The organism is Pseudomonas chlororaphis subsp. piscium, assembly GCF_003850345.1.
Lineage (GTDB): Bacteria > Pseudomonadota > Gammaproteobacteria > Pseudomonadales > Pseudomonadaceae > Aquipseudomonas > Aquipseudomonas piscium.
This window is the reverse complement of record NZ_CP027707.1, coordinates 4,192,828-4,216,687: the sequence shown is the minus strand read 5'-3', so window position 1 is coordinate 4,216,687 and position 23,860 is coordinate 4,192,828. Positions and strand designations below refer to the sequence as shown.

Sequence of the window (23,860 nt, the reverse complement as noted above, 5' to 3'; positions counted from 1 at the left end):
GAGAAATCATGAACATCAAATTACCTGCATCCGATCGCTTGAACCCGATCAATTTCAGCCTGACCCGTCCGGACCTGTTCGAAGCCCACAGCCGGCTTCCGCGGGCGTCCTGGTTCATCTGGCTGACCTTCGCCGGCCTTGCCTTGCTGTTGGCCTGGGCGTACTGCTTTACGCTCGACGAGGTCTCCAGTGGTACCGGGAAAGTGATTCCCAGCTCACGAGAACAGGTCATTCAATCCCTCGAAGGCGGGATTGTGGCGCAGCTCAACGTCAAGGAAGGCGACATGGTTCAGGCCGGGCAAGTGCTTGCGCAACTGGACCGCACACGTTCCGAGTCGTCGGTGGACGAAAGTTCCTCCCGGGCTCGTGCCGCCCTGGCAACGGCCACCCGCTTGCGTGCGGAAGTCGAGGGGAGCGACCTGGCGTTTCCCGACTATGTCATGGAAGACCCGGCCCTGGTGCGTTCGGAAACGGCGCTGTTCAAGTCGCGTAAAGACAGCCTGGCCAAGAGCCTGGCGGGCATTCAGGAAGCCCTGACCCTGGTCAGGCGTGAGCTGGTGATGACCGAGCGCCTGGCCAAGATGGGCGCGGCCAGCAACGTCGAAGTCCTGCGCCTCAAGCGCCAGGCCAACGAACTGGAAATGAAGGCCAACGATACGCGTACCCAATACCTGGTGCGTTCGCGTGAAGAACTGGCCAAGGCCAACGGCGAAGTCGAGGCCCAGCAATCGGTGACCCGCGGGCGTGCCGACATGCTGTCGCGCCTGACTGTAGTGTCGCCGGTGCGCGGCGTGGTGAAAGACATCGAGGTCAACACCGTGGGGGGGGTCGTCCCGCCAAATGGCCGGCTGATGGTGATCGTGCCGATCGAGGATCAATTGCTGGTGGAGGCGCGGATCTCGCCGCGGGACGTCGCCTTCCTGCATCCGGGCCAGCGGGCCACGGTGAAGATCAGCGCCTATGACTACGCCATTTACGGTGGCCTGGAAGGTGAAGTGGTGACCATCTCGCCAGACACCATCCAGGACGATGTCAAACGCGATGTCTATTACTACCGGGTCTTTGTCCGCACCCAAAGCGACTCGCTGTTCAACAAAAGTGGCGAAGCCTTCCCTATCTTTCCCGGGATGATCTCCACCGTGGACATCCACACCGGCGGCAAAACGGTCTGGGAATACCTGGTCAAACCGCTCAACAGGGCTCGCGAAGCCTTGCGCGAACGCTAAGCATCACTTTCCACAGGACACCATTTGCACGCTGGGTTGGCCTTCGGGGCGGCCCAGCGAGGACTTTGTCATGGCTAGAAAAGCTCGAAAACCCAGCATTCCGGCAATCCGCAATTCGGCGCAGTTACTGGTCGAAACCGCTGGCAAGCGCGCCAAGGCTCTGCATCAGCAGGGGCGCTACGAAGAGGCGCTCAATGTATGCCAGCAGGCAATCCGCATGACTCCTGGGCTGACGCAAGCCTGGACTGACGCAGCGGTCAACTGCTTGAAGCTTGAACGCTGGCAGCAGGCAGTGGGTTATGCCGAACAGGCTCTGGCGCGTGGAGGCCGCAGTTTTGCCTTGTTCGACGCCTTGTCCCATGCTCATGGCGCTTTGCGGCAATGGGAGGACGTCAGGAAGTACGGCTTGATGGCCCTGCAACTGCGGGATCAAGGTTTCGGTGTGGCGCCAGCGGCGCCCCATGCGGCACCGGTAATGCCGCCTTTGCCTTCCACACAAACCCGGGATAAGAACGTCATCGCGTTCTCGTTATTCGGCGCCGACTCCAAGTATTGCGAAACGGCAGTGCTCAACGTGATTGAGCAACCGAAGATCTATCCGCACTGGACGTGCCGCTTTTACATCGACGACAGCGTGCCACCAAGCGTGGTCGAAAGACTGCTCGCGGCGGGAGCGCAAGTCATACAGGTCGATGAACAGGCCCACGGCTGGCCCGGCCCGATGTGGCGGTTTCTCGCGTTGCAGGACCTGCACCTGCACCGAGTGCTGTTCCGGGACGCTGACTCGGTGGTTTCAACCCGGGAGGCCGAGGCGGTCGAGGAGTGGTTGCACAGTGATTGCAGGTTCCACTGCATGCGTGATTGCGCCACCCATACCGAGCTGATGCTGGCGGGGCTGTGGGGCGTGGTGGCCGGTGCTCTACCGCCATTGGAGCAGTTGACGCAATCGTTCTTCAGCGCTGGTGTCGAGTCGCAGCACTTCGCGGATCAGTATTTCCTGCGCCAGTACGTCTGGCCTTATGCACGGCAGAGCCTCCTGCAGCATGATTCGATGTTCGGTTTCATGCAGGCGCGGACCTTCCCCGGCGGCCCCATGCCGGCCGATTTTCATGTCGGCTATGCCGAAGGTTCACCACTGTTCAAGGCCCGGGCGGAATGGGCTGATGGCACCCCGGTGCAATGGACATTGCTGCTCAAACAAGCGGAGCAAGAGGTCGTGGTCTGTCGCTATCCTGGGGTGGTAAAGGCGGGGCTGGTGACGGCGCATATCCCGGCGCGGTTTGCCAGGATGATCAGCCGTGTGGAAGCAGAGATCAGGTTGAAAATGCTCTAGGGGGCCTAGAAAATCAGTGGGTCGTGGATCAGGGGGATGTAGAGCTACTCTATGTTCGATAGCGATGCAGGTACGTATGTGTTTGGTCATGCGATAAAGGCAGAACCGTTCGTATTCAGTCTCTGGCCAGTGAGCTTTTCCTCGACAAAAGCAATGTGAGCCTGCCTCCGCTTCCAGTCCGTTTGACCTCGTGATCTTCGATGAGGCCTCTCAGGTTCCTGTTTGGGGCGCCATTGGCGTAATGGCGCGAGATGGTGATGGTTGTCTTCTCGAATCAGCGCTACTACCAGTCTAAGCTGGTGACCTTCTCATCGCCGTTTACGGCTGGTAAAGCGGTAAGGCTTTTCCCCGTCGCGGGTGTCTATGACAAAGACAAGTCGAGGATAAACTTGATTGAAGCACGAGTTTTGGTTGCCGATCTAGTCGCTTGTCTTCAGTCACCAGCATTCCGTGAAGGCAGGAAAATATCAGGATTGTAATATTTAACAGTGAGCGCCGAAACATATGCAGAGGTCTGCCGGTATAGACCCTCGACAAGGGGGGAGATGGGGAGCCTTGTGTCTTGACCATTCTCCTGCAATCGACTTCTCTTGTGGCTTGGCGTGGTGCTTTATCCAGGCATAAGTGCATGTTCGGATGGTTGAAGGAGTATCGCCATATCGTTCAGCATTTCGACAGGCTGGCGAAAAGTTATGCGGCGATGCTCTCATGGGCTTGTGCCATGCGGTCTCTACGACATTACTTCTCCTACAGTGCCTAGAGGTGTATGTTGGACTAATGTTTGGCTCTTGGCTTGGACAGAGGAGTGAAGGGAGCAGTAAGTTTTAGTGAATGGGGCGAAAGTGATATACGACAGAGAGTATGTTATGAGTCGGAAATTTGATATAGCAGTGCTGAAGACCTTTCATGCTGTGGCGCGCTTCGGCAGGTTCAAGGAAGCAGCTAGGTATGTTAATCGCAGCGCTTCAGCTGTTACCGTTCAGATTCGCAAGCTTGAAGAGCAGGTTGGGTACCGGCTATTTCATCGCAACAATAATGTCGTTGAGCTGACTCCGTTTGGGCGCAGATTACTCGGGTATACGACCGATTTTTTGGTTGCCCATGACAGACTAATAACATCCTTGTCTCCACAGTTTCTTCTGCCGAAATTGAGACTGGGTGTGCCAGATACCTACGTGGCAAAACTTATGAGTGATTTGCTTCCAGCTTTCACTCTAAATAATCCTATGTTGGAATTGGAGGTCGAAGCTCGCTCAAGTGGAGAGTTGTTTGATCTCTTCTCGCAGCAGATGCTTGATATCACCCTGTTGGTTGCTTCTCAATGTCCGCAAAATGGGGAGTTTCTCTGCACAACATCACCCCGCTGGATCGCTTCGAGAACATTCAAATACGACCCAGACCAGCCACTACCTATTTCTGTCCATCTTCATGGTTGTCCATACCGTGAGGCGACGATTCGAGCACTCAAGACGGCAGGAATAAAGTTTCGAATATTTTTGGAAAGCTCTAGTCCTACTGCCGTTGAGGCTTCGGTTATGAGCGGGTTGGCCATCGGGGTTATGGAGGATGGTTTAATCGGCAAACAGGTCGCCAAGAGTGTTCAAGGGATTGAGTTGCCCGATTTAGCTGAACATTCCATCTGTTTATTAACGAGTACTGCGAACCCGGCAGCGGTGTGCTTACGCAAGGCTATTTATGAGCATTTTACCAAAATAGGCTTTTGCTTGGCATAGTACAGTTAGGTTGGGTATCTATACCGTTCGGGGTTGTTAGCAGACCCATCGCCGTTCTGGTGAAAGTCGCCAGAGTGGCAAACTTTCTGTGTTAGTCACTAAGTATTCTAATTTCTTGTTTCGGGTCAGTGTGTGGGCCATGCTTGCGCGCGCGGTTTACCCTGTCCAGGGCGGCAAGCGCTCTCTGCGAATATAATTTTGCGTCAATGTCATTGGTGGACCGAATGTTAGTCTTTTCTGGCTCTGCTGGGAATAATTGATTTGAGTGAATTTTTTTGTACAGGTTGTTAATAGGTTTTATGTTGTTTCGTTTTTTTAAATCAATGATTTAGTTTTAGGTTGTTTTTTTGGGTTGTTGGATTACGGATTCGGTTTTTTTCAATTTGGTTTGGTGGGTTGTCCAAGGTTTTGCTGCTACCTTGCATCGAGTTTAGTTGTGCTGCCATTTGGGGGGTGTTTGTCTGCTGTGCTCGAGGGCTCTATATGAATACTCGTAGAGCTGTTATGGATTTGTTTTTCATGGAGCTACCACCATGCAATCAGTTCAGGTGAGGGGGAGCGGGAGAGTATCAACGTCTGTGGAGTGTTTATCGTCTCTTTGGGGAAGGAGGCGATCATTCTTAATGTTTGAAGTGAGTAAGTTAAAATCCATAAATTTGAGTCAAAACAGTCTGGTACGGGGGACTGGAGATGCTGATCTCACCCCTTTGAAGTTGAGCGTTCGAAAATCTATCTCTGGTTCCTGCATCAATAAAAAAGTCAACGAGGTCACAGTCGTTTCTACTGTCCTGAATAGAGTGAGGAGGATGTTCCTTACAGCTGCTTTTTGGCTATCCAGGCAAACAACTAAGTGTGAGGGGCGGTCATGAGCATTCCTTGCAGCGAACAACCTCGTGTTCTGCCTCGTCTTTCCCTGGCAGAGCAATTAATGTCGCGTGCTGATACCTTCCCAGATCTGCTGGCTTTTGCTTCGCTGGATCAATCGAAGGGCATATCGCTGACAAATGCGGACCTTTGCGAGCGTGCAGCGGCTATTGCTTATCGTCTGGCGCAAAGAACCTCACCCGGTGACCGGGTATTGCTGGCTTATGACAATCCCCTTGAGTTTATTCCGGCATTTTTTGGTTGTTGTTTCTCCGGCACGATTGCCGTACCCGTTGCTCCTCGAACCAATGGCGAAACTGTAGCGGCCATTGTTCAAGATTGTGGCGGGACACTTGCGTTAACTGCTCAAGGACGTGAGGGACCTCCGGGGATTGACTGGCTGCAAACGGACAACAATGATCGGCGCTCTCCTTTTATGCGCCTGGCGGCCGACAATAATCCAGCGCTGCTCCAGTACACCTCGGGCTCCACACGAACACCGCGAGGCGTTGCTGTAACTCAGGCGAGCCTACGGACGACGATCGAAGATCTCGATCGCGCAGCTCTGCACGATGCCCAGAGTGTGATGGTGAGCTGGCTGCCGTACTTTCATGATATGGGCTTGGTGTACGGTATTCTTACGCCCTTGTATTGCGGTTTCACCGCTTACTTGATGCCTCCGGAGAGTTTCATTGCGCAGCCGTTGTCATGGTTGCGAGCGATGGCATCGGTGCGTGGTACTCATACGGCAGCGCCCAATTTTGCCTACGCCTTGTGTGCAGATCGGGCGGCTGATCTGGCACCTGGAACCGACCTTTCTTCAATGCGATTTGCGCTCAATGGCGCAGAGCCGGTTCGGTGCGACAGCGTGCGCCGATTCGTAACAGCTTTTGCTCCCTTTGGAATGCCTGCTTCCGTGGTCATACCTGGGTATGGGTTGGCGGAGGCGACCTTGAAAGTGGCATCGGGACGTTGCGGCGAAGGCACACGCAGTCGCTGTTTCGAGCCCGCCGCGCTGGCCGCTGGACGGGTTGTTCCCTGTCACCAGGGCATTGAGCTGGCGTCATGCGGTACCAGCTCGGTAGGAACAAGCATTGTGATTGTCGATCCCGCCACGCTTGTTCCTTGCAAACCTGATGTGGTTGGCGAAATTTGGGTTGCTGGGCAAAGTGTTGCAGATGGCTATTGGTCCCGTGAGAGCGAAACACGGGAAATATTCCAAGCTTGCCTGGCTACCGGAGGAGGGCCATGGCTTCGTACGGGCGATCTTGGTTTTCTTCAGCAAGACGAGCTCTTTGTCGTGGGGCGACTGAAGGATCTGATCATTGTCGGCGGCCGTAATATCTACTGCCACGACCTTGAGGATTCGGTCTCGGAGTGCCACCCCGATATTCGTAAAGGCCGCGTATTTGCAGTAGCCATAGAAGGGGAGGACGGTGAAGCGGTTCTCATCGGTGCAGAGGTGCGTAGCAGCTGTAAAGAGGGTGATACACGAGACATCCTCTCGCGTATTCGCACGGAGCTGAAGGTCAGGCATGACATAGGCGCGCTACGTATCGTTCTGCTTCGGCGGGGGAGTATCCTGCGCACATCAAGTGGTAAAACCCGTCGTGCTGCAACACGTGATGCCCTGTTTCGCGGTGAGTTGCAGGTCGTTGCTGACTCCCATCGTCAATCCGTCGAAGCTGACGACGATATCCTTCTAGAGATTGCTCGCTTCGTGCCGGGCGCTGTGGGCGAGCGCACCAGCAGGCTTATTGATGCTGGGCTCGACTCGCTTTCAGCTGCTCGGCTAGCCGCGGCGATTTACTCGCGTTACGGTGTAAGGCTCAAGTTCGAGACGTTGTATACGGCATCGGCCGATAGTCTGTGCAGGGACATTGCCAATGCGCAAAGTGCTGCAGTCGCAGAGCCTTTGGCTTCGCACGCTATAGATTGCGCGCAGCCGTTTGAGTTGTCCGAAATGCAGCAAGCCTATTGGATCGGCCAACAGAGTGGTGTTCCCCTCGGCAGTGTTCAACCACACATTCGTGTTGATTTTGAAGTTGATCACTCCCAGGTCTCCTCTCTGAGCCTGAGGTTGGCTGCGCTGGTGACAGCCCATCCGGCTTTGCGGATGTCCGTGCAAGAGGATGGCTGTGCGGTCATCGATCCGCGCGGGTACGCCCCCGTCATTGCTCATCGAGACTTGCGGGGTCTCGGACAGCAAGCCATAAGCGCCGGATTGAGCGCGGCGCGCGAGGAGCTCGCCCAGGACAATCGTCATCCTCTGAGCGTCTGTTTCACGCGCCTTACGGATGCCAAGACGGTGTTGCATTTGCGTCTGGGGTTGCTTGCTGGCGACCTGCGGAGCTTGTTGCTCCTTGTTCGGGAGTTGGTTGACGGTCCTTCCTTGGTATCGGGTTTCAGGAGGGTGGGGACGGCTACCTCCTGCGTGCCGTTTGAATGTCGCGAAGCCTGGCTGAAGAAGGTGGAGTCAATCGCGCCTGCGCCTGATTTACCGCAGGCGATGGCTGCCACGGATATTGATGCCCCTCGCTTTGTAATGTGCCGACAGGAGCTGTCGGAAGAGCTGACAACAGCCTTGGCATTGAATGCACAGGCGCTTGGGGTCACGCTCTCGTCAATCTGTATGGCTGCCTTTGTTGACGTCTTGCGTTTATGGTCTGCATCGCCAGCTCTCACCATCAATGTGACTTGCAGTACACGATCAGGACAGGCCGAGCAGGCCATTGGCGACTTCACGAGCAGTACCCTGTTGTCTTTGCGCGAACCCCATGACTCCTTCGCCGACTTTGCCCAGGCGATCCAGCAACAGATATGGCGTGACCTGGACGAGCCCTGGTCCACAGGTGTTTCGATGCTCCGTGAACTCAGTCGCCGCAATGGTGCGCCGGTTCTGATGCCTATAGTCGTGACCAGTCTTCTGTCGGGCGATCAGGCTGACGACCTTTCGGTTCTTGACTCGATCGGGCCTATGGTCGACGTCTCCAATCCGACCCCGCAAGTATCGCTGCACAACATCCTGGCGCGACGCGATGGACGTTTGCTGATGATGTGGGAGTATGTGGAGCAGTTATTCCCTGCCGGGTTGATCGAGACGATGTTTGCATCGTTTGTGGAGGTGCTCACGACGATCGCCACCAGGCCCTCTGCGGTCGAATATCCGGTACTCGCCAAGATTCCAGTCAGTCAGCAAGCACGGCACCTGAAGGCGAATTCGACGAGCTGCGACAGGTCCCCGCGTCGATTGGCTACGCCGTTTATAACCCACGCAACTGAAAGCCCGGACGCGATCGCGGTAGTCTTCGGTGATCTACTCACCACCTACGGTGACTTGCGGCAAGATGCCGAGGACATTGCGGCCAGGTTGCAACGCAAAGGCGTCAGGCGCGGGGATGTGATTGCAGCCATTGTCGAACCTGGTCCAAGGGCTGTGGCAGCATTGATTGGGATCGGCATCGCTGGAGCGGTCTATCTCCCCATTGAGCCGTCCTGGCCGCTGACGAGAATTGAAGAGCTCCTGTACGAATCCAAGGCCGGGTATGCGGTGCTGACACACAGCATGAACCTGTCGATACCGACGCTGCAGCTTGATCAGCAACCGGGTCGGCTCCGGCCTGAACCGGTGGATGGGGACTCGAGCGATGTCGCGTATGTGATTTTCACCTCGGGCTCGACGGGGCGTCCCAAAGGTGTGGTTATCACCCATGAGGCTGCGGCGAACACCATAGATGATATCAACGAGCGCTTCTCGGTCGGCCCGAGGGATCGAGCACTGTGCGTCTCATCACTGGCGTTTGACCTTTCCGTCTACGATATTTTCGGATTGCTCGCGGTAGGTGGTGCCGTAGTGTTTCCCGAGCGATCCCGCGATCCGGACGCAATTGCGCAAGCATTGACGACTGCTGGAGTAACGATTTGGAACTCGGTACCTGCAGTCCTTGAGCTCTTGCTTGATGTCGCTGCGCCTCATTCGTCCAGTTTGCGACTCGTCTTGCTCAGTGGCGATTGGATTGCACCAGCTCTTACGGCACGTATCCGTCAGGTGTTTACGGGAGCCCAGCCCATCAGCCTTGGTGGCGCAACAGAGGTCTCAATCTGGTCAGTCATTCACCCCATCGTTCCTAGCGACGCGGTACTGCTCTCAATTCCATACGGGACACCGCTCTCAAATCAACAATGTTTTGTGCGTGCCCCTGACGGACGTGAGCGCCCTGACGGCGTGGCCGGGGAATTGCTACTGGGTGGAAGAGGCTTGGCCCTGGCTTATTGCGGTAACGATGCAGAAACCAACCGGCGCTTTTTCACCGATAAGGATGGCAATCGCCTCTATCGGACTGGTGATCTCGCACGATGGATGTCGACTGGCGAACTTGAACTGCTTGGGCGTATGGACAATCAAGTCAAGGTTCAGGGTTATCGCATCGAACTGGGTGAGATTGAAGCTGTCGCGATGAAGGCAGGTGGTATTTCACGGGCTGTGGCCTCGGTCGTTCGACGCAGCGGGGCGACGGTAATCCAGCTCCATGTGCTTGCGTCGCAGGAAGTGCCCGGCGAGGTAGTGACCTCAGTGCGTGCTGCTCTTGCTCTCCATCTACCAACCTATATGCAACCGCACCATGTGGGGGTACTCGACGTTCTGCCCTTGACCGCGAACGGTAAGGTGGACCGCTCACGGCTGCCCGCGCCACCTGAGCCGAAGCCGGTACGGCCGGTGCGTGGCGATGTTTTGCTCGAAACGATGATGATGCAGGCCTATGTCGAAGTGGTGGGTATTGGCATTGACCCTCAACAGCGATTCTTCGATGCGGGGGCGACTTCACTGCACATTGTGCGTTTGCGCGCACTGCTGGAGTCTCGTGGGATAGCGGTTCCGTCGCTGGCTGATTTCTTCTCGCTTGCGACTATTCGATCAGTTGCCACTTCCTCCTTAGCGACGAGTACCGGTGCCAACTCCAATCAGAACGATATTGCTTACATACGCGCTTACAAGCAACGCGTGCGGGCGCGCAGGGGAGAGTTGTAATGGACAAGGATATACCTGTTGACGCCGTAGCAATCATTGGCGCTGGCTGCCGGGTTCCTGGGGCAACCACGTTGGAACAGTTCTGGTCAGTTATAGCCGGCGGTCAGGTGACGATTGAGCGCTTCACCGCAGACGCAGCACGACGCGAAGGTGTGCCCGAGGCGGTATTGTCCCAACCCGGTTTTATCGGGGCGGGAGGCACGATTGAAAATATTGATATGTTCGATGCCGCGTTGTTTGGGATTGCCCCTTCTCAAGCAGCATTTATGGACCCTCAACAACGGGTTTTTCTTGAATGCGTCCATGACGCACTAGAGCATGCTGGGCACGGTGCGGCTCGAGGCCCACGCATCGGAATCTGGGCAGGTTCTGCGAGCCTTGATTATTTGACCGACCATGTCTTGGGCCAACTGGATCGCTCAGCACCGAACCGCTACCTGCAACAATGGGTAGGCGTTGACAAGGATTACCTGGCTGCACAAGTGGCTTACCGCATGGATTTTGGCGGCCCGGCAATCACGGTACAGACCGCCTGTTCCACTTCACTGGTTGCTGTCGTACTCGCCGTCCAGGGATTGTTGAGTTACCAGTGCGACATTGCCGTGGCGGGAGGTGCCAGCATTGGGTTACCACAACGGCAGGGGTATGTGCATGAGGACGGCAGTATTCTTGCCGCAGATGGCGCATGTCGCCCCTTTACTACACAAAGTAGCGGCACCGTGTTTGGTAACGGTGCCGGTGCAGTGATCTTGCGGCGGCTGGAAGATGCGCTTGACGACGGGGATTCTATTCTGGCTGTGATTCGCGGTGCAGCCATCAATAATGACGGGGCTGCCAAAGTAGGTTTTACCGCGCCTGGAGGCCGGGGGCAGGGCGATGTAATCCGGACAGCTCTTGCGCTCGGTGAAGTTGACGGTGCCTCGATTGAGTATGTTGAGACTCATGGTACAGGGACTGCCATTGGGGATGCGGTGGAGCTTTCGGCGTTGACGAGTGCATTAGGGGACCGACAGCTTGGTGGTCCGCGTTGTGCTATTGGCTCGGTCAAGGCGAATGTTGGACATATGAATGCAGCAGCAGGCGTGTGTGGTTTGATCAAAGTCGCACTCGCCGTTCAGCATGCCCAGATTCCTCCGACCGTGGGGGCCGCGCATGCGATCGACGAGTTACGTGGAGGATCCCCCTATTACCTGCCAACTGATCTGACTCCCTGGAGTACCCCGGGTCGGCGGGCGGGAGTCAGTTCGTTCGGTATTGGCGGTACCAATGCCCACGTGATCCTGGAAGCATCACCTCGTCGTCTGGCGCAGGTACGGAGCACTGTACCGCTGCTGCTGGTTTCGGCACGTGAGGACGCTCTACGCGAGTTGTGCGCAAACTATGCGGCGTTCCTGGAGGCGGACCCAGATCTCTCTATCGAAGATGTGTGTTTTACGGCAGCCATCGGCAGGCTAACTAGGGAGCGACGTGTAGCTTTTCGCTCTGAGCAGCGTGGTCAACTGATCAGCTCGCTGAAGGCGTTTGCCGACGGTAAACAAGATGAGAATGCATTTTTTAACGAAGAGCAGGAGCGTCGGCCTGAGGTCACGTTCGCCTTTGGTGACACAGATAATCTGGGTGCGGTTATCGACGGCGTTTTAGTCTGGCAGACGCGCGGTGTTGTGCCCTCGATTGTTTGCGGTACCGGAGCCGGCCTATTTGCCGCGGCTTTCGCGGCTGGAGCCTTGAGCGCTGATGATGCGCGCAACTGTAATGCGCAAAATGTTGTGGCACCGTCACTGCTTTGGATCAGTGCATTCTCGGGCATGGCAATTGATAGCGTGGAGGCCGTGCATAAGGAGCTTGCACAACTGGCGCATAGTCGGGGGGACGGTGCCTCGGCTGTGGCGGCAGCGGGTGCGACGTTGGTGCTCGAGTTTGGCGACAACGCGCTAGGTGCTGACGTAGCCGGTGTCGCCTCATTTGCCCAGGAGTCGCTCAATGCGATTGCAGGACTCTGGACTGGCGGTATAGATCTGGACTTGACGAAAATCTACAGCGGCGCAAATCGTGTGTCGCTTCCAACCTATCCGTTCCAGCGCAAGCGTTTCTGGATCGACCCTGCGCCACGCTACGCCGATAGCGGCACTTCAACTTTTCTTGGGCGGCGCACAGAGGCGCCGATGCTGCGTTCCAGCTTTTTTGATGCCCAATGGAGCGTGGCGACCCTGCCATTTCTCTGTGATCACATGATTTACGGCAAGGTCATCGTCTCCGGTGCGGCGCTGGCGGTGATGATCGCTGAAGGGGTGCGCGAGGTGAGTAAAGCGCACGAATTCGCTCTACACGATCTACGTTTTCCTGCTGCCCTGGTGATTCCGCAGGGGATGGGGCGTCGGGTGCAACTGCAACTTGTACGTGATGATGACGGTTTTGACGCGACAGTATTGACTCAAGAACCATTTGAAATCCATGCCACGGCCAGGGTCGAAACGACCACAACTGTCAGTGTCGTGCCATCGCAGACGGTACAGGGAGAAGAAACCCCAACCGTCTTGCTGGACTCGTGGTTACGCGACCACAGCGTGGTGATGGGCCCTTCGTTCAGTCGGCTATCGGACATTGTTATAGGTCATAACGATGCCGTCTGTTCGATGCGGACCGATGCTGGCGACGACGGGTGGCTGCTCCATCCGGGGATCCTCGATTCGGCCCTGCAACTGCTGGCGGTTGCCGCCCGGCCGGAGGGGAATAAGGCGTTTGTTCCCACCCGTATTGCTCGGTTGACCATACGTGCCCATACCGCATCGCAGCTCCGTTGTTATGCTGCAGCCGATCGTGGCCTCGCTACGCTGTTTGACGACCACGGCGTTTTGGCCGAGATGGTGGGCCTGGAATCACGCGAGGTCAGTCGGAACGAACTGCTGCGTATCGAGCCGCTGCGCGATGGCTACTCCATCGAATGGCGGAGCCAGTCGCTCGACCGCCCGTTCGAATTACCACAGACCGTCGTCGTTCTTCGGGATGCGGGTAGGGTTGCCGAGGAGCTGGCGGATATCCTGCTGGCTGAGGGTAAGCGTCCCCTTGTGGCCGACAGCCCCTCCGATATCTCGTTCGAGACAACCGACTTTATTATCGATTGTCGTGGGGCAGATGCACGAGCGACGGGACCCGATCTGAGTCTGTATGAGGGCGCTTTGGACCTGCTCGGCAGAGTCGCGAGAAATGACCGCCCGTGCTGTGTAGCAATCGTCCTGCCAGTGAATGTACCCAGTGGGGCGCCGCTCCAGGCGCTTGCTCGGGTGGCGGCTATGGAAACCCCTTATCTTCGGACATTGGCGGTACGCGCCAACGATGCGCGAACCATTCGTCGTGGTCTCGACTTTTTTGATCGAGAAACAGAAGTCATGGTCGATGGGGAGGGCGTTTCGGCGCCGCGTTTTCATAGGTTTGATCTTCCACGGCGCACTGAAGCCAGTTTTTCGGGGGATGAAACGTGGCTCATTACCGGTGGCCTTGGTGAACTGGGGTTGCGTGTTGCGAGCTGGCTCAGCGCGCTCGGGGTTCGGTCGCTGGTGCTCACTGGCCGTCACCCACCTGATGCTGATGCTCAGGAAACACTGGCTGCATTTGAGCATGAAGGTATCGACGTTCAAGTGATTCAGGCTGACTTGGCAAACGACGCAGACATTGAGGCGCTGTTGCACAAGATAGATACGACGATGCCGGCTTTGCGCGGAATTTGTCATTTGGCAGGCGTGGTCGAGGACCGGCTCATGGGCGATGTCACACCCGCATCGCTGAAAGCGACCTTTGCCGGTAAAGCTCAGGGGGCATGGTTGCTGCACGAGCGGACACTGCGCTATCCACTCAAACACTTCATTCTATTCTCATCTGCCGCTGCGGCGTTTGGTGCACCAGGGCAGGCGACTTACGCGATGGCTAACGCCTACCTGGATGAGCTTGCGGTCTATCGTCGGTCACAGGGGATGCCGGCGCTGTCGATCGCATGGGGCCCATGGCAAGACATTGGTATGGCTGCTCGTACTGCTGTCACCGCGAAACGCCGATTGAGCCAGTTGGGGATCGGCCAGATAGAGGAGGAGTGCGGTCGTGCGACGTTCGAGAACATCCTATTCGCCGATCTGCCAGCGCATGCCGTCCTGCTTGCGGTAGATTGGCAACGTCTGGTCGGACAGTGGCCTCCCCAGGTTCCATTCAGCCGCTTTGACGACATTGTCAGCGACATTCCCGGCTCTGCGAGAACGTCCTCGGTCAATGAGCTGCTCCCACTGTCTGCCGATGAACGACGGCATCGGCTGTTCCAGCTCATCGCCGAGGATGTGTCGGCCGTCACGGGGACAGACCTGGCGACGCTCGATCCCGAACGTTCGTTGTTTGAGTACGATCTCGACTCGTTGCTCATTACGGACCTGCGTTTAAAGCTCGAAAGGCGATTCGGACGTCCGGTTGCAGCGACTGTTATTTTCTCTAATCCCACGGTAGCTGCGCTGGCTGACCATATGGCGCAGACGGTCTTTGGCGAGGCGGCCATTGACGCACTGCGTAGTGCAGCCGATCAGGCTCATCTGCCCGTGTCTGCGTCCGCTTTGCCTGAGACTTCAATACCTGAACATCTCTCACAGGAAGATGTGGTCGAAATGCTTTCGGCGAAGCTCGAAGAGCTGCGCGGAGGGAGCATGTGATGAGTACGAACAATCCCACTAGGCTGATGCACGATGCGCTGATAGAGATTGAACGGCTCCAGCGAAAACTGGGTGGACTGGAGCAACAGTTGAACGAACCCGTTGCGGTGCTCGGCATGGGGTGTCGATTTTCCGGTGCAGACTCGCCAGAGGAATTGTGGCAACTGCTACTTGCCGGTACGGACGGCGTTCGAGCGGTCCCGGCTGACCGGTGGGATAGCGAGCGCTACTTCGACGCCGATCCGGATTCGGCAGGCCATATCTATTGCCGCACGGGCAGTTTTCTAGACGATATCGCGTCCTTTGATCCTGGGTTTTTCGGTATTTCGGCGCGAGAGGCGACGATGCTTGATCCGCAACAGCGAATCCTGCTGGAAGTTGTATGGGAAGCGGTGGAGCGATCCGGTATTCCTGCCTCGGCACTGAAGGGCAGCGCCACCGGCGTATTTGTCGGTGTTATGCATCAAGATTATGCCCACCGAATTCGCAACGCCGCTGATGTGGACTTGTACAGCGCTTCGGGTAACGCAGCCAGCGTGCTGGCCGGACGTATATCCCATGTGCTTGGGCTGCACGGGCCGTCGATCACCCTTGACACAGCCTGTTCATCTTCACTGGTTGCTGTTCATCTCGCTTGCGCTGCATTACGCGCCGGCGAATGCGACATCGCTATTGTCGGTGGTGTGAATGTCGTCCTTTCGCCAGTTTCCACAGCGGCAGAGTGTCGTGCTCATATGTTATCGGCCAGTGGCCGGTGCCGCCCCTTCGACGACTCCGCAGATGGCTTCGTCCGTGGCGAAGGATGTGGTGTCGTTGTGCTGCAACGGCTGAGTGATGCGACAGCGGCCGGTCGCTCGATCGACGCCTTGATCGCGGGGTCTGCCGTCAACCATGACGGTCGGAGCGCCGGGTTGACGGTACCGAATGAACACGCCCAGCGTGAACTGATACGAGCGGCATTGCGGGCCGCCAACATCGACGCTCAACAGGTGCAATATGTTGAAGCCCATGGGACGGGTACATCACTGGGCGATCCGATCGAAGCTGCGGCCCTGGCATCGGTTTTTGCCAACCGTGCGAAAGGTTCGCCTGTGCTACTTGGTTCGATAAAAAGCAATTTGGGGCATCTGGAGGGGGCCGCGGGGATTGCTGGATTGATCAAAGCTATTCTTTGCGTACGTCACGGCGTAGTGCCTGCGACGCTTCACGTCCTGCAGCCCAATCGTGGTGTTGACTGGCGCTCAGTGCCGCTTCGGCTTGCCCGGCAGAATGAGCAGATGAGTGGAGCCCTGCGCGTGGCAGGTGTCAGCTCCTTTGGTTTCAGTGGGACCAATGCCCATGCGCTCGTCGTGGCGGCACCGGTCTCCCAAGCTGTACGGGGGGAGGTTCGCTTTCCACAGTTATTGACAGTTTCGGCTAAATCAGCGGCATCGCTTCTCATGAATGCGGTTCGTTTTGCCGAGCACCTCTCTGGGATCAGCGAAACCGAACTCGAAGATGTCTGCTTCTCGTCCCGCGTGGCGCGGACACATTTTTCCCACCGCCTGGCAGTCGTTGCATCGAGTGCGCAGGAGATGGCCAATGAGCTGCGCCGATTTGCCCTGGGAGAACAGACGACAGTGGTGTCCGGTCTGACCCGTGCAATGTCACCTGCAAGGGATGTCGCTGGGGAAGCATTGCCCGAAACGCTGGAGGCCATTGCTCAAGGTTACGTTCTTGGCGCGCCAGTTGATTTGACCAGACTTGCGCCTGAGCGATGCCGCATAGTGTCATTGCCGACCTATGCATTCGACCGGCAAAAATATTGGCTGGACGAGCAGTCCGGAGCAACGCAAGCACCGCCGCTCTATCGGATAGCCTGGAAGCCGATACCGTTGGTTGCATCTGCGCTGCGTTCAGGCAGACGGATCATTGCTGGAAATGATCCGCAGCTGTGCGGTGAAATCGCCGCAGCACTGGAAGCAGCGGGCGAGCAATGCACCGTAGTGGGTGCGGAGGTCGAGACAATCCTGGGGGCAGGAAATGCCAACCTGGGTGTGATGCTTGTAGTCGCGGGCAGCCTGGCAACCACCGAACCGCTGGAGGCAATCACACAATACGGTGCCCTTATCATCGAGTTGGCTCAAGCACTCGCGCTGAACCCATCCTTGGGCCCCGTGGTGGTGGTCACACGAGGGGCGACCTTTACCGGGCCGGCGGAGGAAGTTGACCCTGTCGTCTCGGCCATCAACGCAGCGGTGCGTGTTGCACGCCGTGAGCAGGGGGCGCTTTGGGGCAGGTCGGTTGACATCGATGGATCGCAACAGTCACTTGCAACGCTTGCGGCCATGCTGGGTACAGTTGAAGACGGCGAAGAGGAGGTCGCTATTCGCGCGGCTGTCATCCTCGTACCTCGACTGCGCCGTACCGGGACCTGTGAGGTGATGCCTGACATTGCGGCTGATGGTGTGTATGTCATCACCGGTGGTACAGGCGCCCTCGGCCTGGCTTCCGCGTGTTGGCTGGCGAGCCGTGGGGCGCGCCATCTTTTGTTAATCAGCCGTCGGGGCGAACAGGAACAAGACGTGCGCGCGAGCTGCGATCAACTGCGCAGCGACGGTGTTGATGTGCGTGTGGCCTGTGCCGATGTAGCGGACGAGGTATCACTGCGTAGTGCGTTGGCACTGGCAGACCGCCCCGTTCGTGGCGTTATCCATTGTGCCGGTGTGATTGACGACTCCTCCCTGGTCACCATGACGTCGGCAACATTCGCCGGGGTGTTGCGCGCCAAGGTGGGAGGGGCCGACCTGCTTGACCGGCTGACAGTTAACCAGCCCGTCGATCTGTTTCTTCTTTTCTCGTCGATCTCGGTCGCACTTGGGCGCCATGGCCAGGCGGCCTACGCGGCGGCAAATGCCTACCTCGACGCACTTTCGCAACAACGTTGCCTGCATGGACGTCCCGCCTTGTCAGTCGGCTGGGGACTGTGGGCGGCAGGCATGGGGACTACTGACCCCAAAGTACTGGAGCGAATGCGTGCGAGCGGCCTGCAGGCATTGACCGAAACCGAGGCTTTTGGAGCGCTGGAAAAAGCATTCAATGTCGATGCACACCTCATCATCGCGGCGATTGATACCCAGCGGATAGCTTCACAGCCGAACCTTCCGCGACTGCTTGAGGGGATGGTTGGCGGTCACCCTCCGATGCGAAGACCCGTATTTGATTTCGAGCAACTTCGTGGGCACAGCGCTGATGCTCGCCGAGCATTGATCGCCGAGTACCTAGGGGGGGAGCTGCAGTTTATCTTGTCCAGTGATGTCGAGTTGTCGCACGACATGTCGCTGATTGAACTGGGGATGGACTCCCTTACCGGCTCGGAACTGCGTAACGCCATAGAACGATCGACTGGCGTTTATGTACCTATGCAGCACTTCATCGATGGGTCGCCGTTGAACACCGTGGTTGAAGTGATTGTGGGCCAACTTGAGCGCCGGCTCGTGACTACCCAGTCGGTGAGCCCAGGTACTAGCACAGAGAAAATTACCCTATGACTATCGCACAACACTTGGCGGATTCGGACGTTACCCGGTGTCGTTGTGGTGACGGGCTTGAGGTGGAGGGGCCTGCAGGTAGTCTGGGCCATGATTTGCTTGAGCGCCTGCGGCAATCGAAACAAGCACTGTTGCACATGCAGGGGTTTCGGGAGCTGGTGGCGGGTGGAAGGGACCAGATGAGCGCGCTCATGGCTCAGCTTGACATGCCGGGGGTGGATGATGAATGACCGAGTCGCGGCATTTCTAGCGGTTGAGGCGGCGCTGGCTGCGCCGGAGGCGGCACTGGCGAGTGGTGATTTTGCTACGGTCGAGCAGTTGATGAGTGACATCCGTGGGGCAAACCGGGCGAGGGGGCTTTGGCTTCCCCAGCTCTCTCGAGTCAATGGCGGCTCGGGGCTCGACCTGCTCGAACTGGTCGAAGTCGGGGAAGTGCTTGGCAGGTCGCCACTGGGTCACTATGCGGTTAACTATCAGGCACCTGATGCCGGTAATATCGACATCCTTCTCGAGTACGCCACGTCTGAGCAGAAAAGACGCTGGCTTGATCCTTTACTGCAGGGCAAGGTCCGCAGTTGCTTTGCGGCGACTGAGCCGGACAGGGCCGGCTCGAACCCTTCTGCTCTGGCGACCAAGGCTGTTTTCAAGGAGGGTGCATGGCACCTCACTGGCCGCAAGTGGTTCGCCTCGGGTGCAGACCGTGCGGCATTTGCGATCGTGCTCGCCGTTACCGATGAGACTGCGCCGCTGCACGCGCGAACTAGCACCTTTATCGTACCGACTGATGCACCCGGGTATCGGCATGTTCGCAATATTCGCGTGATGGGCGATGAGGGGTGTGGCTGGGCCAGCCATGGTGAAATCGAGCTGGACGACTGTCGAGTGGAGACGGACGCGTTGTTGGGCGAGCTTGGGGCTGGATTCGTCGTCCTGCAGGCCCGCCTTGCCACGGGGCGGCTACATCATTGCGCGCGCTGGATCGGTGTTTGCGAGCGCGCGTTCGCAATTATGTGTCGACGGGCCAGCCGCCGCGAACTCGCACCGGGGGAGTTTTTGTCGTCGCGCCAGACGGTGCAGAACTGGATTGCTGAAAGCCGTGCTTCGATCGACGCGGCCCGGCTCCTTGTCGCTCAGGCCGCGTCGCGCTTGCAGAAGCGCCATGAGCGAGCCCAAGTTGACATATCAATAGCGAAATTTTTTGTCGCCGGAGTGACCCAGAACGTCCTTGATCACGCCCTGCAGATCCAAGGTGCACTAGGTGTCAGCGGTGACACGATCGTAAACGTCCTCTGGCGCCATGAGCGCGCAGGACGCATTTATGACGGGCCTGATGAAGTACACAAGGCGTTGGTCGCGCGGCATGCGCTGGCCGTGTTTCGTGGTGAGCCTCGATGAGCCTCCGGGTCGCGCACAGAACGATGATCGCCCTGGGTAACCCCGGCGCAGCCGCTCTGGCGACTCGCATCGGAGCAGGTCGATCCAGTGAGACATACTTGGTGCAGGCGAACGATCGCGACCTCATCACTTATGTTTTGCCGTCTGGCAGTGGGCGGGAAGCACACCGTCGTTTCGCAGTATTGGAGCGGATTGCTGAACACTATCGTCTAGCGCCAAAGCCGCTTGCTGTGATGGACGTCTCCGATGAAGGTCTGTCATTACTGGTGATGGAGCGGCTCCCAGGGATTTTGCCGACGACCTGCGTTTCGCTTACGCCTGACACTGTTCGTCGTCTCTGCGTTGGGTTTATTTCTGCGCTGGCGTCATTGCATGCCATTGAGATTGCTCCTGTTGATAGGCCTCCGGAGTATCTGCGTCGCAGCATTGGCGATTGGGAGCGGCGCTGGTGCGAAGAAGAGGCCGCAGGTGCTCACGATGACTTCAATGCGGTGGTGCGGTGGTTGACGGATAACCTGCCGGACCAGGTCGCTTCAGCTTTTGTGCACAATGATTTTAAGCTGGACAACATTCTGGTCGATCCCGGCGACCCTGCACGGGTGGTCGGGGTCGTTGACTGGGAGTTGGCCACCATTGGCCATCCTCTTGCCGATCTAGGGATCGCTTTGGCCTATTGGATTGAACGCGGCGACTCTTCGTTGCTGCGTCTCGATGCGCCGGGGCCAAGTTGTGCTTTGGGGGCACCGACCCGTCAGGAACTGGTAGAGCTGTATGCTGCGGCCAGCGGTCGCGAGGTACCCAATGCCTCGTATTGGTATGTCTACGGATTACTGCGGCTGGCTGTTATCACCCAGCAACTGGTGTTGCGTCATAAAGACGGTGGCCCACCCGTTCCCCGTGGCCAGCTCATCGTACGATCGCTCTTGGCTCATGCATTGAACACTTGTGGGAGCGGACGACTATGAAAGCCAATATTCAGGACATTCACGCCCGCGCACCCTTGCAGCACGGAAAGCCCAGGCCTATGCGCTCGCCTCAAAATCGGGAAGAACACCTCGTGCTTTCTCTTGCGCGTGATCTTTTCGGTGAGCACGCCACCCTTGATGACAACTTCATTGATCTGGGAGGGCATTCGTTGCTCGCCGTGCACTTCATTCAACGCATTGCCCTTGAGACGGGGGTGCAACTGCCCATTACGCAGTTCTTGCAGGATGACTGCCTCGGCTCACTGGCGAAGGCTTTGGGAGAAAGCCAGGCCGGTGTTGTGGACGTCCTTCACCCCAGAATCTTATTTATCCCGGGCAATCCTGGAAGCGCCCTCAATGCTTCTCGGTTGGCCGCGCACCTGGTGGATTGGCGTTTGCACGGTCTTGAGGCGCCAAGGTTCGATGGCTCACAGCCGTCGGTTGCAACGGTCGAGGCGTTTGCCGAGCAGCACCTTGCAGACCTTCCAGCGAACGATAACCCCACAGTGATCATCGGGCACTCCTTTGGCGGATGGGTGGCTTTCGAGATGGGGCTACGTTTACAGGCGCGTGGCCATGAGGCCGTAGTGATTCTGCTAGATACCGTCTCCCCCTATCGATTGCTTTCCCGATGCGATGTCTCTGACGAGGGGCTGCTGGCGGAAGTCGAGCATCTCTATGCGCCTGCCGAGCAAGCCAGGTTCCCAATGATGCTGCTTCGAGCTACCGAGACTCGGCCGGGCACCAGGGATAAAACCGCCCCCGACTATGGTTGGGGCGAACTCTGCCAGCAGCTCCATGTAGACACGATCGAGAGCGACCATCTTTCGATAATGGCCGACCCCGCAACTGAAGTATTGGCTCACAGGATTGAGGGGTGGCTGCATCAGCTAAATCGCTGAGGGACGCATTTTCTGGCCCTTATCCGCTGGAGTTTACGATTTCAGCTGTGAGTCTCCTAACAACACAGGACGTATTGCCCCATGAGTACTGAACTTTCTTTAGTGGATTTCGATTTCATTGTGATCGGTGGCAGCTACGCCGGGCAGTCGGCGGCAATGCAACTGGCCAGGGCTCGCCGGCGTGTACTGGTGATGGACGCCGGCGTGCGCCGCAACCGTTTTTCCCGGACGCTACACGGTTTGCCTGGGCAGGAGGGGCGCTCACCCGATGTCATTGCGCAGGAGGGGCGGGCGCAAATCATCGCTTATCCGAATGTGCAGTGGTTGGAGGAGGAGGCCACAAACGCGGAGCGCACCGAGTCCGGATTTGTCGTTCGCGGTCAGTCGGGGCAACGTTTTTTTGCTCCGAACGTGGTGTTAGCCACAGGTGTGGAGGATGACTTGCCGCCTGTGGACGGATTGGCCCAGCGCTGGGGTCGTAGCGTATTCCATTGCCCTTATTGCCATGGCTACGAATTGAATCAGGGCTACATCGGCGTGCTCGCGGTCGACGAAGTCGCCTATCAATACGCATTGATGCTGCTTGACTGGGGGACAGTAATCCTCCTGACCGACGGCAGGTTCGAACCCGATGAGGCTCAACGTGAGGCCTTGGCAGAACATGGGGTGTTGATTGAGTCGCAACGGGTGTTACGCATTGTTGATACAGCGACTGTCGAGTTGGGTGATGGGCGAAAAATTGTCTTGGACGGTTTGTTCTGTGCCAGTCACATCCGTATGGCGAGCCCGCTTGCCGTACAACTGGGCTGCGCCTTCGAAGAGGGGCCAATGGGCCCCTACATTTGCACCAGCGAAACCATGGAAACTTCGGTCCCTGGAGTGTTTGCCTGCGGTGACATGGTTCGCTTGGGCGGAACCGTCCCCCTGGCCGTGGGTTCAGGTGCCCAGGCAGGACTTGCCGCGCACCGGGCGTCAGCACAACGTTGACGCAGTGTGTTAACGGCTCAGTACCCCTGTTTAAAGTAGCGGCATAAGGAGCGTCGTCGTGAGTTGGCAAAACTGGAGTATCTCCTGGCTATTACGGCTGAAGGCAAAACCCTTGATTGCCAAGCCCGGATTGTCGGTTCAGGACATGCGTACCCACAGCGACAAAGGGGCTCGCGTTGCACACCCCCCGAAGGGCTGGCGCATACGCGAGAACACTGAGGCATGCCAACCGTTGCGCGGCGAGTGGGTCGAGCCGCAGGACCCGGCTCAACGTGACAGGCTCCACCGTGTCGTCATGTACCTGCATGGTGGTGGTTACTGCTTTTGCTCTCCGAAGACCCATCGTCGGATTGCGTACGCATTGGCTAGCGGTGGTGAGGCGCGTACCTTTTCGTTGGCTTACCGGCTAGCTCCGGAGCATCCATTCCCCGCCGCAGTCGACGATGCCCTGGCCGCCTACCGGCAGCTACTTGCCGAAGGTGTCTGCCCTGCGCGCATGGTCATTTGTGGTGACTCCGCGGGTGGGGGCCTGGCCCTGGCAATGCTGTTGTCATTGCGTGATTCGGATGAACCGATGCCAGCAGGTGCGGTGCTGTTTTCGCCATGGACAGACCTGGCTGCAACGGGAGCCTCATTGGCGACGAACAACCAGAGCGACGTGATGCTGACAGGCGCAGCCGTAGCAAGGTTTTCCCGGCATTACCTGAACGATACGCCTGCGGACCATCCCATTGCTTCGCCACTCTATGCACAGTTTTCTGGTTTGCCGCCCTTGTTCATTCAAGCCAGTGACACCGAGGTGCTGCTGGATGACGCGGTGCGGGTTGCCGAAAAAGCCCGTCTGGCTCAGGTTACGGTGAATTTCAAAGTCTGGCCCCGTCTCCCGCATGCCTGGCCGACGATGACCCCTTTCTTGCCGGAGGCGAAGGCGGCAGTCAAGGAGGCAGTTGAATTCATCCGGAGCGTGACGGTGTGAGGTTGTGTGGTGACGCAGTCATTGAAGCAACGCTGCGGCATCGACCTCAATTGCTTCATGAGTCACAGAGGGACGAGGTTGGACAGGTCGTAGACCTCTCGACCTGTTGTGCGGTGTATCACAACCTTTATTGTTCAAGGGTAAGCAATGATGACGATGATGCAATCTACCTATCACGCGCTGTTGCTGGTCACAACGCCTAGTGTGGCGGCAGATGGACAACAGACTCGAAACA

General features: G+C 57.5%; 11 protein-coding genes and 1 pseudogene. All 12 read left to right on the top strand.

The genetic code is table 11. From position 1 onward, the window contains the following. The first annotated feature begins 8 nt into the window (after window positions 1–8). The 12 genes and pseudogenes from C4K38_RS19070 (at window position 9) to C4K38_RS19010 (ending at window position 23,625) form a co-directional block, all read left to right on the top strand. Window positions 9–1,226 (top strand): beta-barrel domain-containing protein, encoded by a 1,218-nt coding sequence (locus tag C4K38_RS19070; RefSeq protein ID WP_081001478.1) that lies wholly within the window; start codon window positions 9–11, stop codon window positions 1,224–1,226. A gap of 70 nt (window positions 1,227–1,296) precedes the next feature. Next, complete coding sequence (locus C4K38_RS19065; RefSeq protein WP_053278623.1) at window positions 1,297–2,559, top strand: tetratricopeptide repeat protein; 1,263 nt, start codon at window positions 1,297–1,299, stop codon at window positions 2,557–2,559. A 628-nt stretch (window positions 2,560–3,187) separates the two neighbouring features. Continuing rightward, window positions 3,188–3,319, top strand: a pseudogene (locus C4K38_RS32605) (IS5/IS1182 family transposase); the annotation flags it as partial. 106 nt (window positions 3,320–3,425) lie between these two features. After that, window positions 3,426–4,292: a LysR family transcriptional regulator gene (locus C4K38_RS19050; RefSeq protein ID WP_081001479.1), complete on the top strand. Its 867-nt coding sequence runs from the start codon at window positions 3,426–3,428 to the stop codon at window positions 4,290–4,292. 865 nt (window positions 4,293–5,157) lie between these two features. After that, window positions 5,158–10,185 carry a non-ribosomal peptide synthetase gene (locus C4K38_RS19045; RefSeq protein WP_197678031.1) on the top strand — a complete coding sequence of 1,676 codons (5,028 nt, stop codon included), beginning with the start codon at window positions 5,158–5,160 and terminating at the stop codon, window positions 10,183–10,185. Continuing rightward, complete coding sequence (locus C4K38_RS19040; protein ID WP_053278624.1) at window positions 10,185–14,870, top strand: SDR family NAD(P)-dependent oxidoreductase; 4,686 nt, start codon at window positions 10,185–10,187, stop codon at window positions 14,868–14,870. Before C4K38_RS19045 ends, C4K38_RS19040 begins: the two co-directional genes overlap by 1 nt. Next, window positions 14,870–18,400 carry a type I polyketide synthase gene (locus C4K38_RS19035; protein ID WP_053278625.1) on the top strand — a complete coding sequence of 1,177 codons (3,531 nt, stop codon included), beginning with the start codon at window positions 14,870–14,872 and terminating at the stop codon, window positions 18,398–18,400. Before C4K38_RS19040 ends, C4K38_RS19035 begins: the two co-directional genes overlap by 1 nt. Before the next feature lie 222 nt (window positions 18,401–18,622). Continuing rightward, on the top strand, window positions 18,623–19,795 hold the full coding sequence (locus C4K38_RS19030) for an acyl-CoA dehydrogenase family protein (RefSeq protein ID WP_053278635.1): 1,173 nt from the start codon (window positions 18,623–18,625) through the stop codon (window positions 19,793–19,795). A gap of 101 nt (window positions 19,796–19,896) precedes the next feature. After that, window positions 19,897–20,760, top strand: a complete 864-nt coding sequence (locus C4K38_RS19025) for a phosphotransferase family protein (protein ID WP_231998616.1) — start codon at window positions 19,897–19,899, stop codon at window positions 20,758–20,760. Beyond that, window positions 20,757–21,662 carry an alpha/beta fold hydrolase gene (locus C4K38_RS19020; protein WP_053278628.1) on the top strand — a complete coding sequence of 302 codons (906 nt, stop codon included), beginning with the start codon at window positions 20,757–20,759 and terminating at the stop codon, window positions 21,660–21,662. The genes C4K38_RS19025 and C4K38_RS19020 overlap by 4 nt, the downstream gene beginning before the upstream one ends. An 81-nt stretch (window positions 21,663–21,743) precedes the next feature. Beyond that, window positions 21,744–22,649 (top strand): NAD(P)/FAD-dependent oxidoreductase, encoded by a 906-nt coding sequence (locus C4K38_RS19015; protein ID WP_081001481.1) that lies wholly within the window; start codon window positions 21,744–21,746, stop codon window positions 22,647–22,649. A gap of 58 nt (window positions 22,650–22,707) precedes the next feature. Beyond that, window positions 22,708–23,625, top strand: coding sequence for an alpha/beta hydrolase (locus tag C4K38_RS19010; RefSeq protein WP_053278629.1), 918 nt, complete (start codon window positions 22,708–22,710; stop codon window positions 23,623–23,625). The last annotated feature ends 235 nt before the right edge of the window (window positions 23,626–23,860 follow it).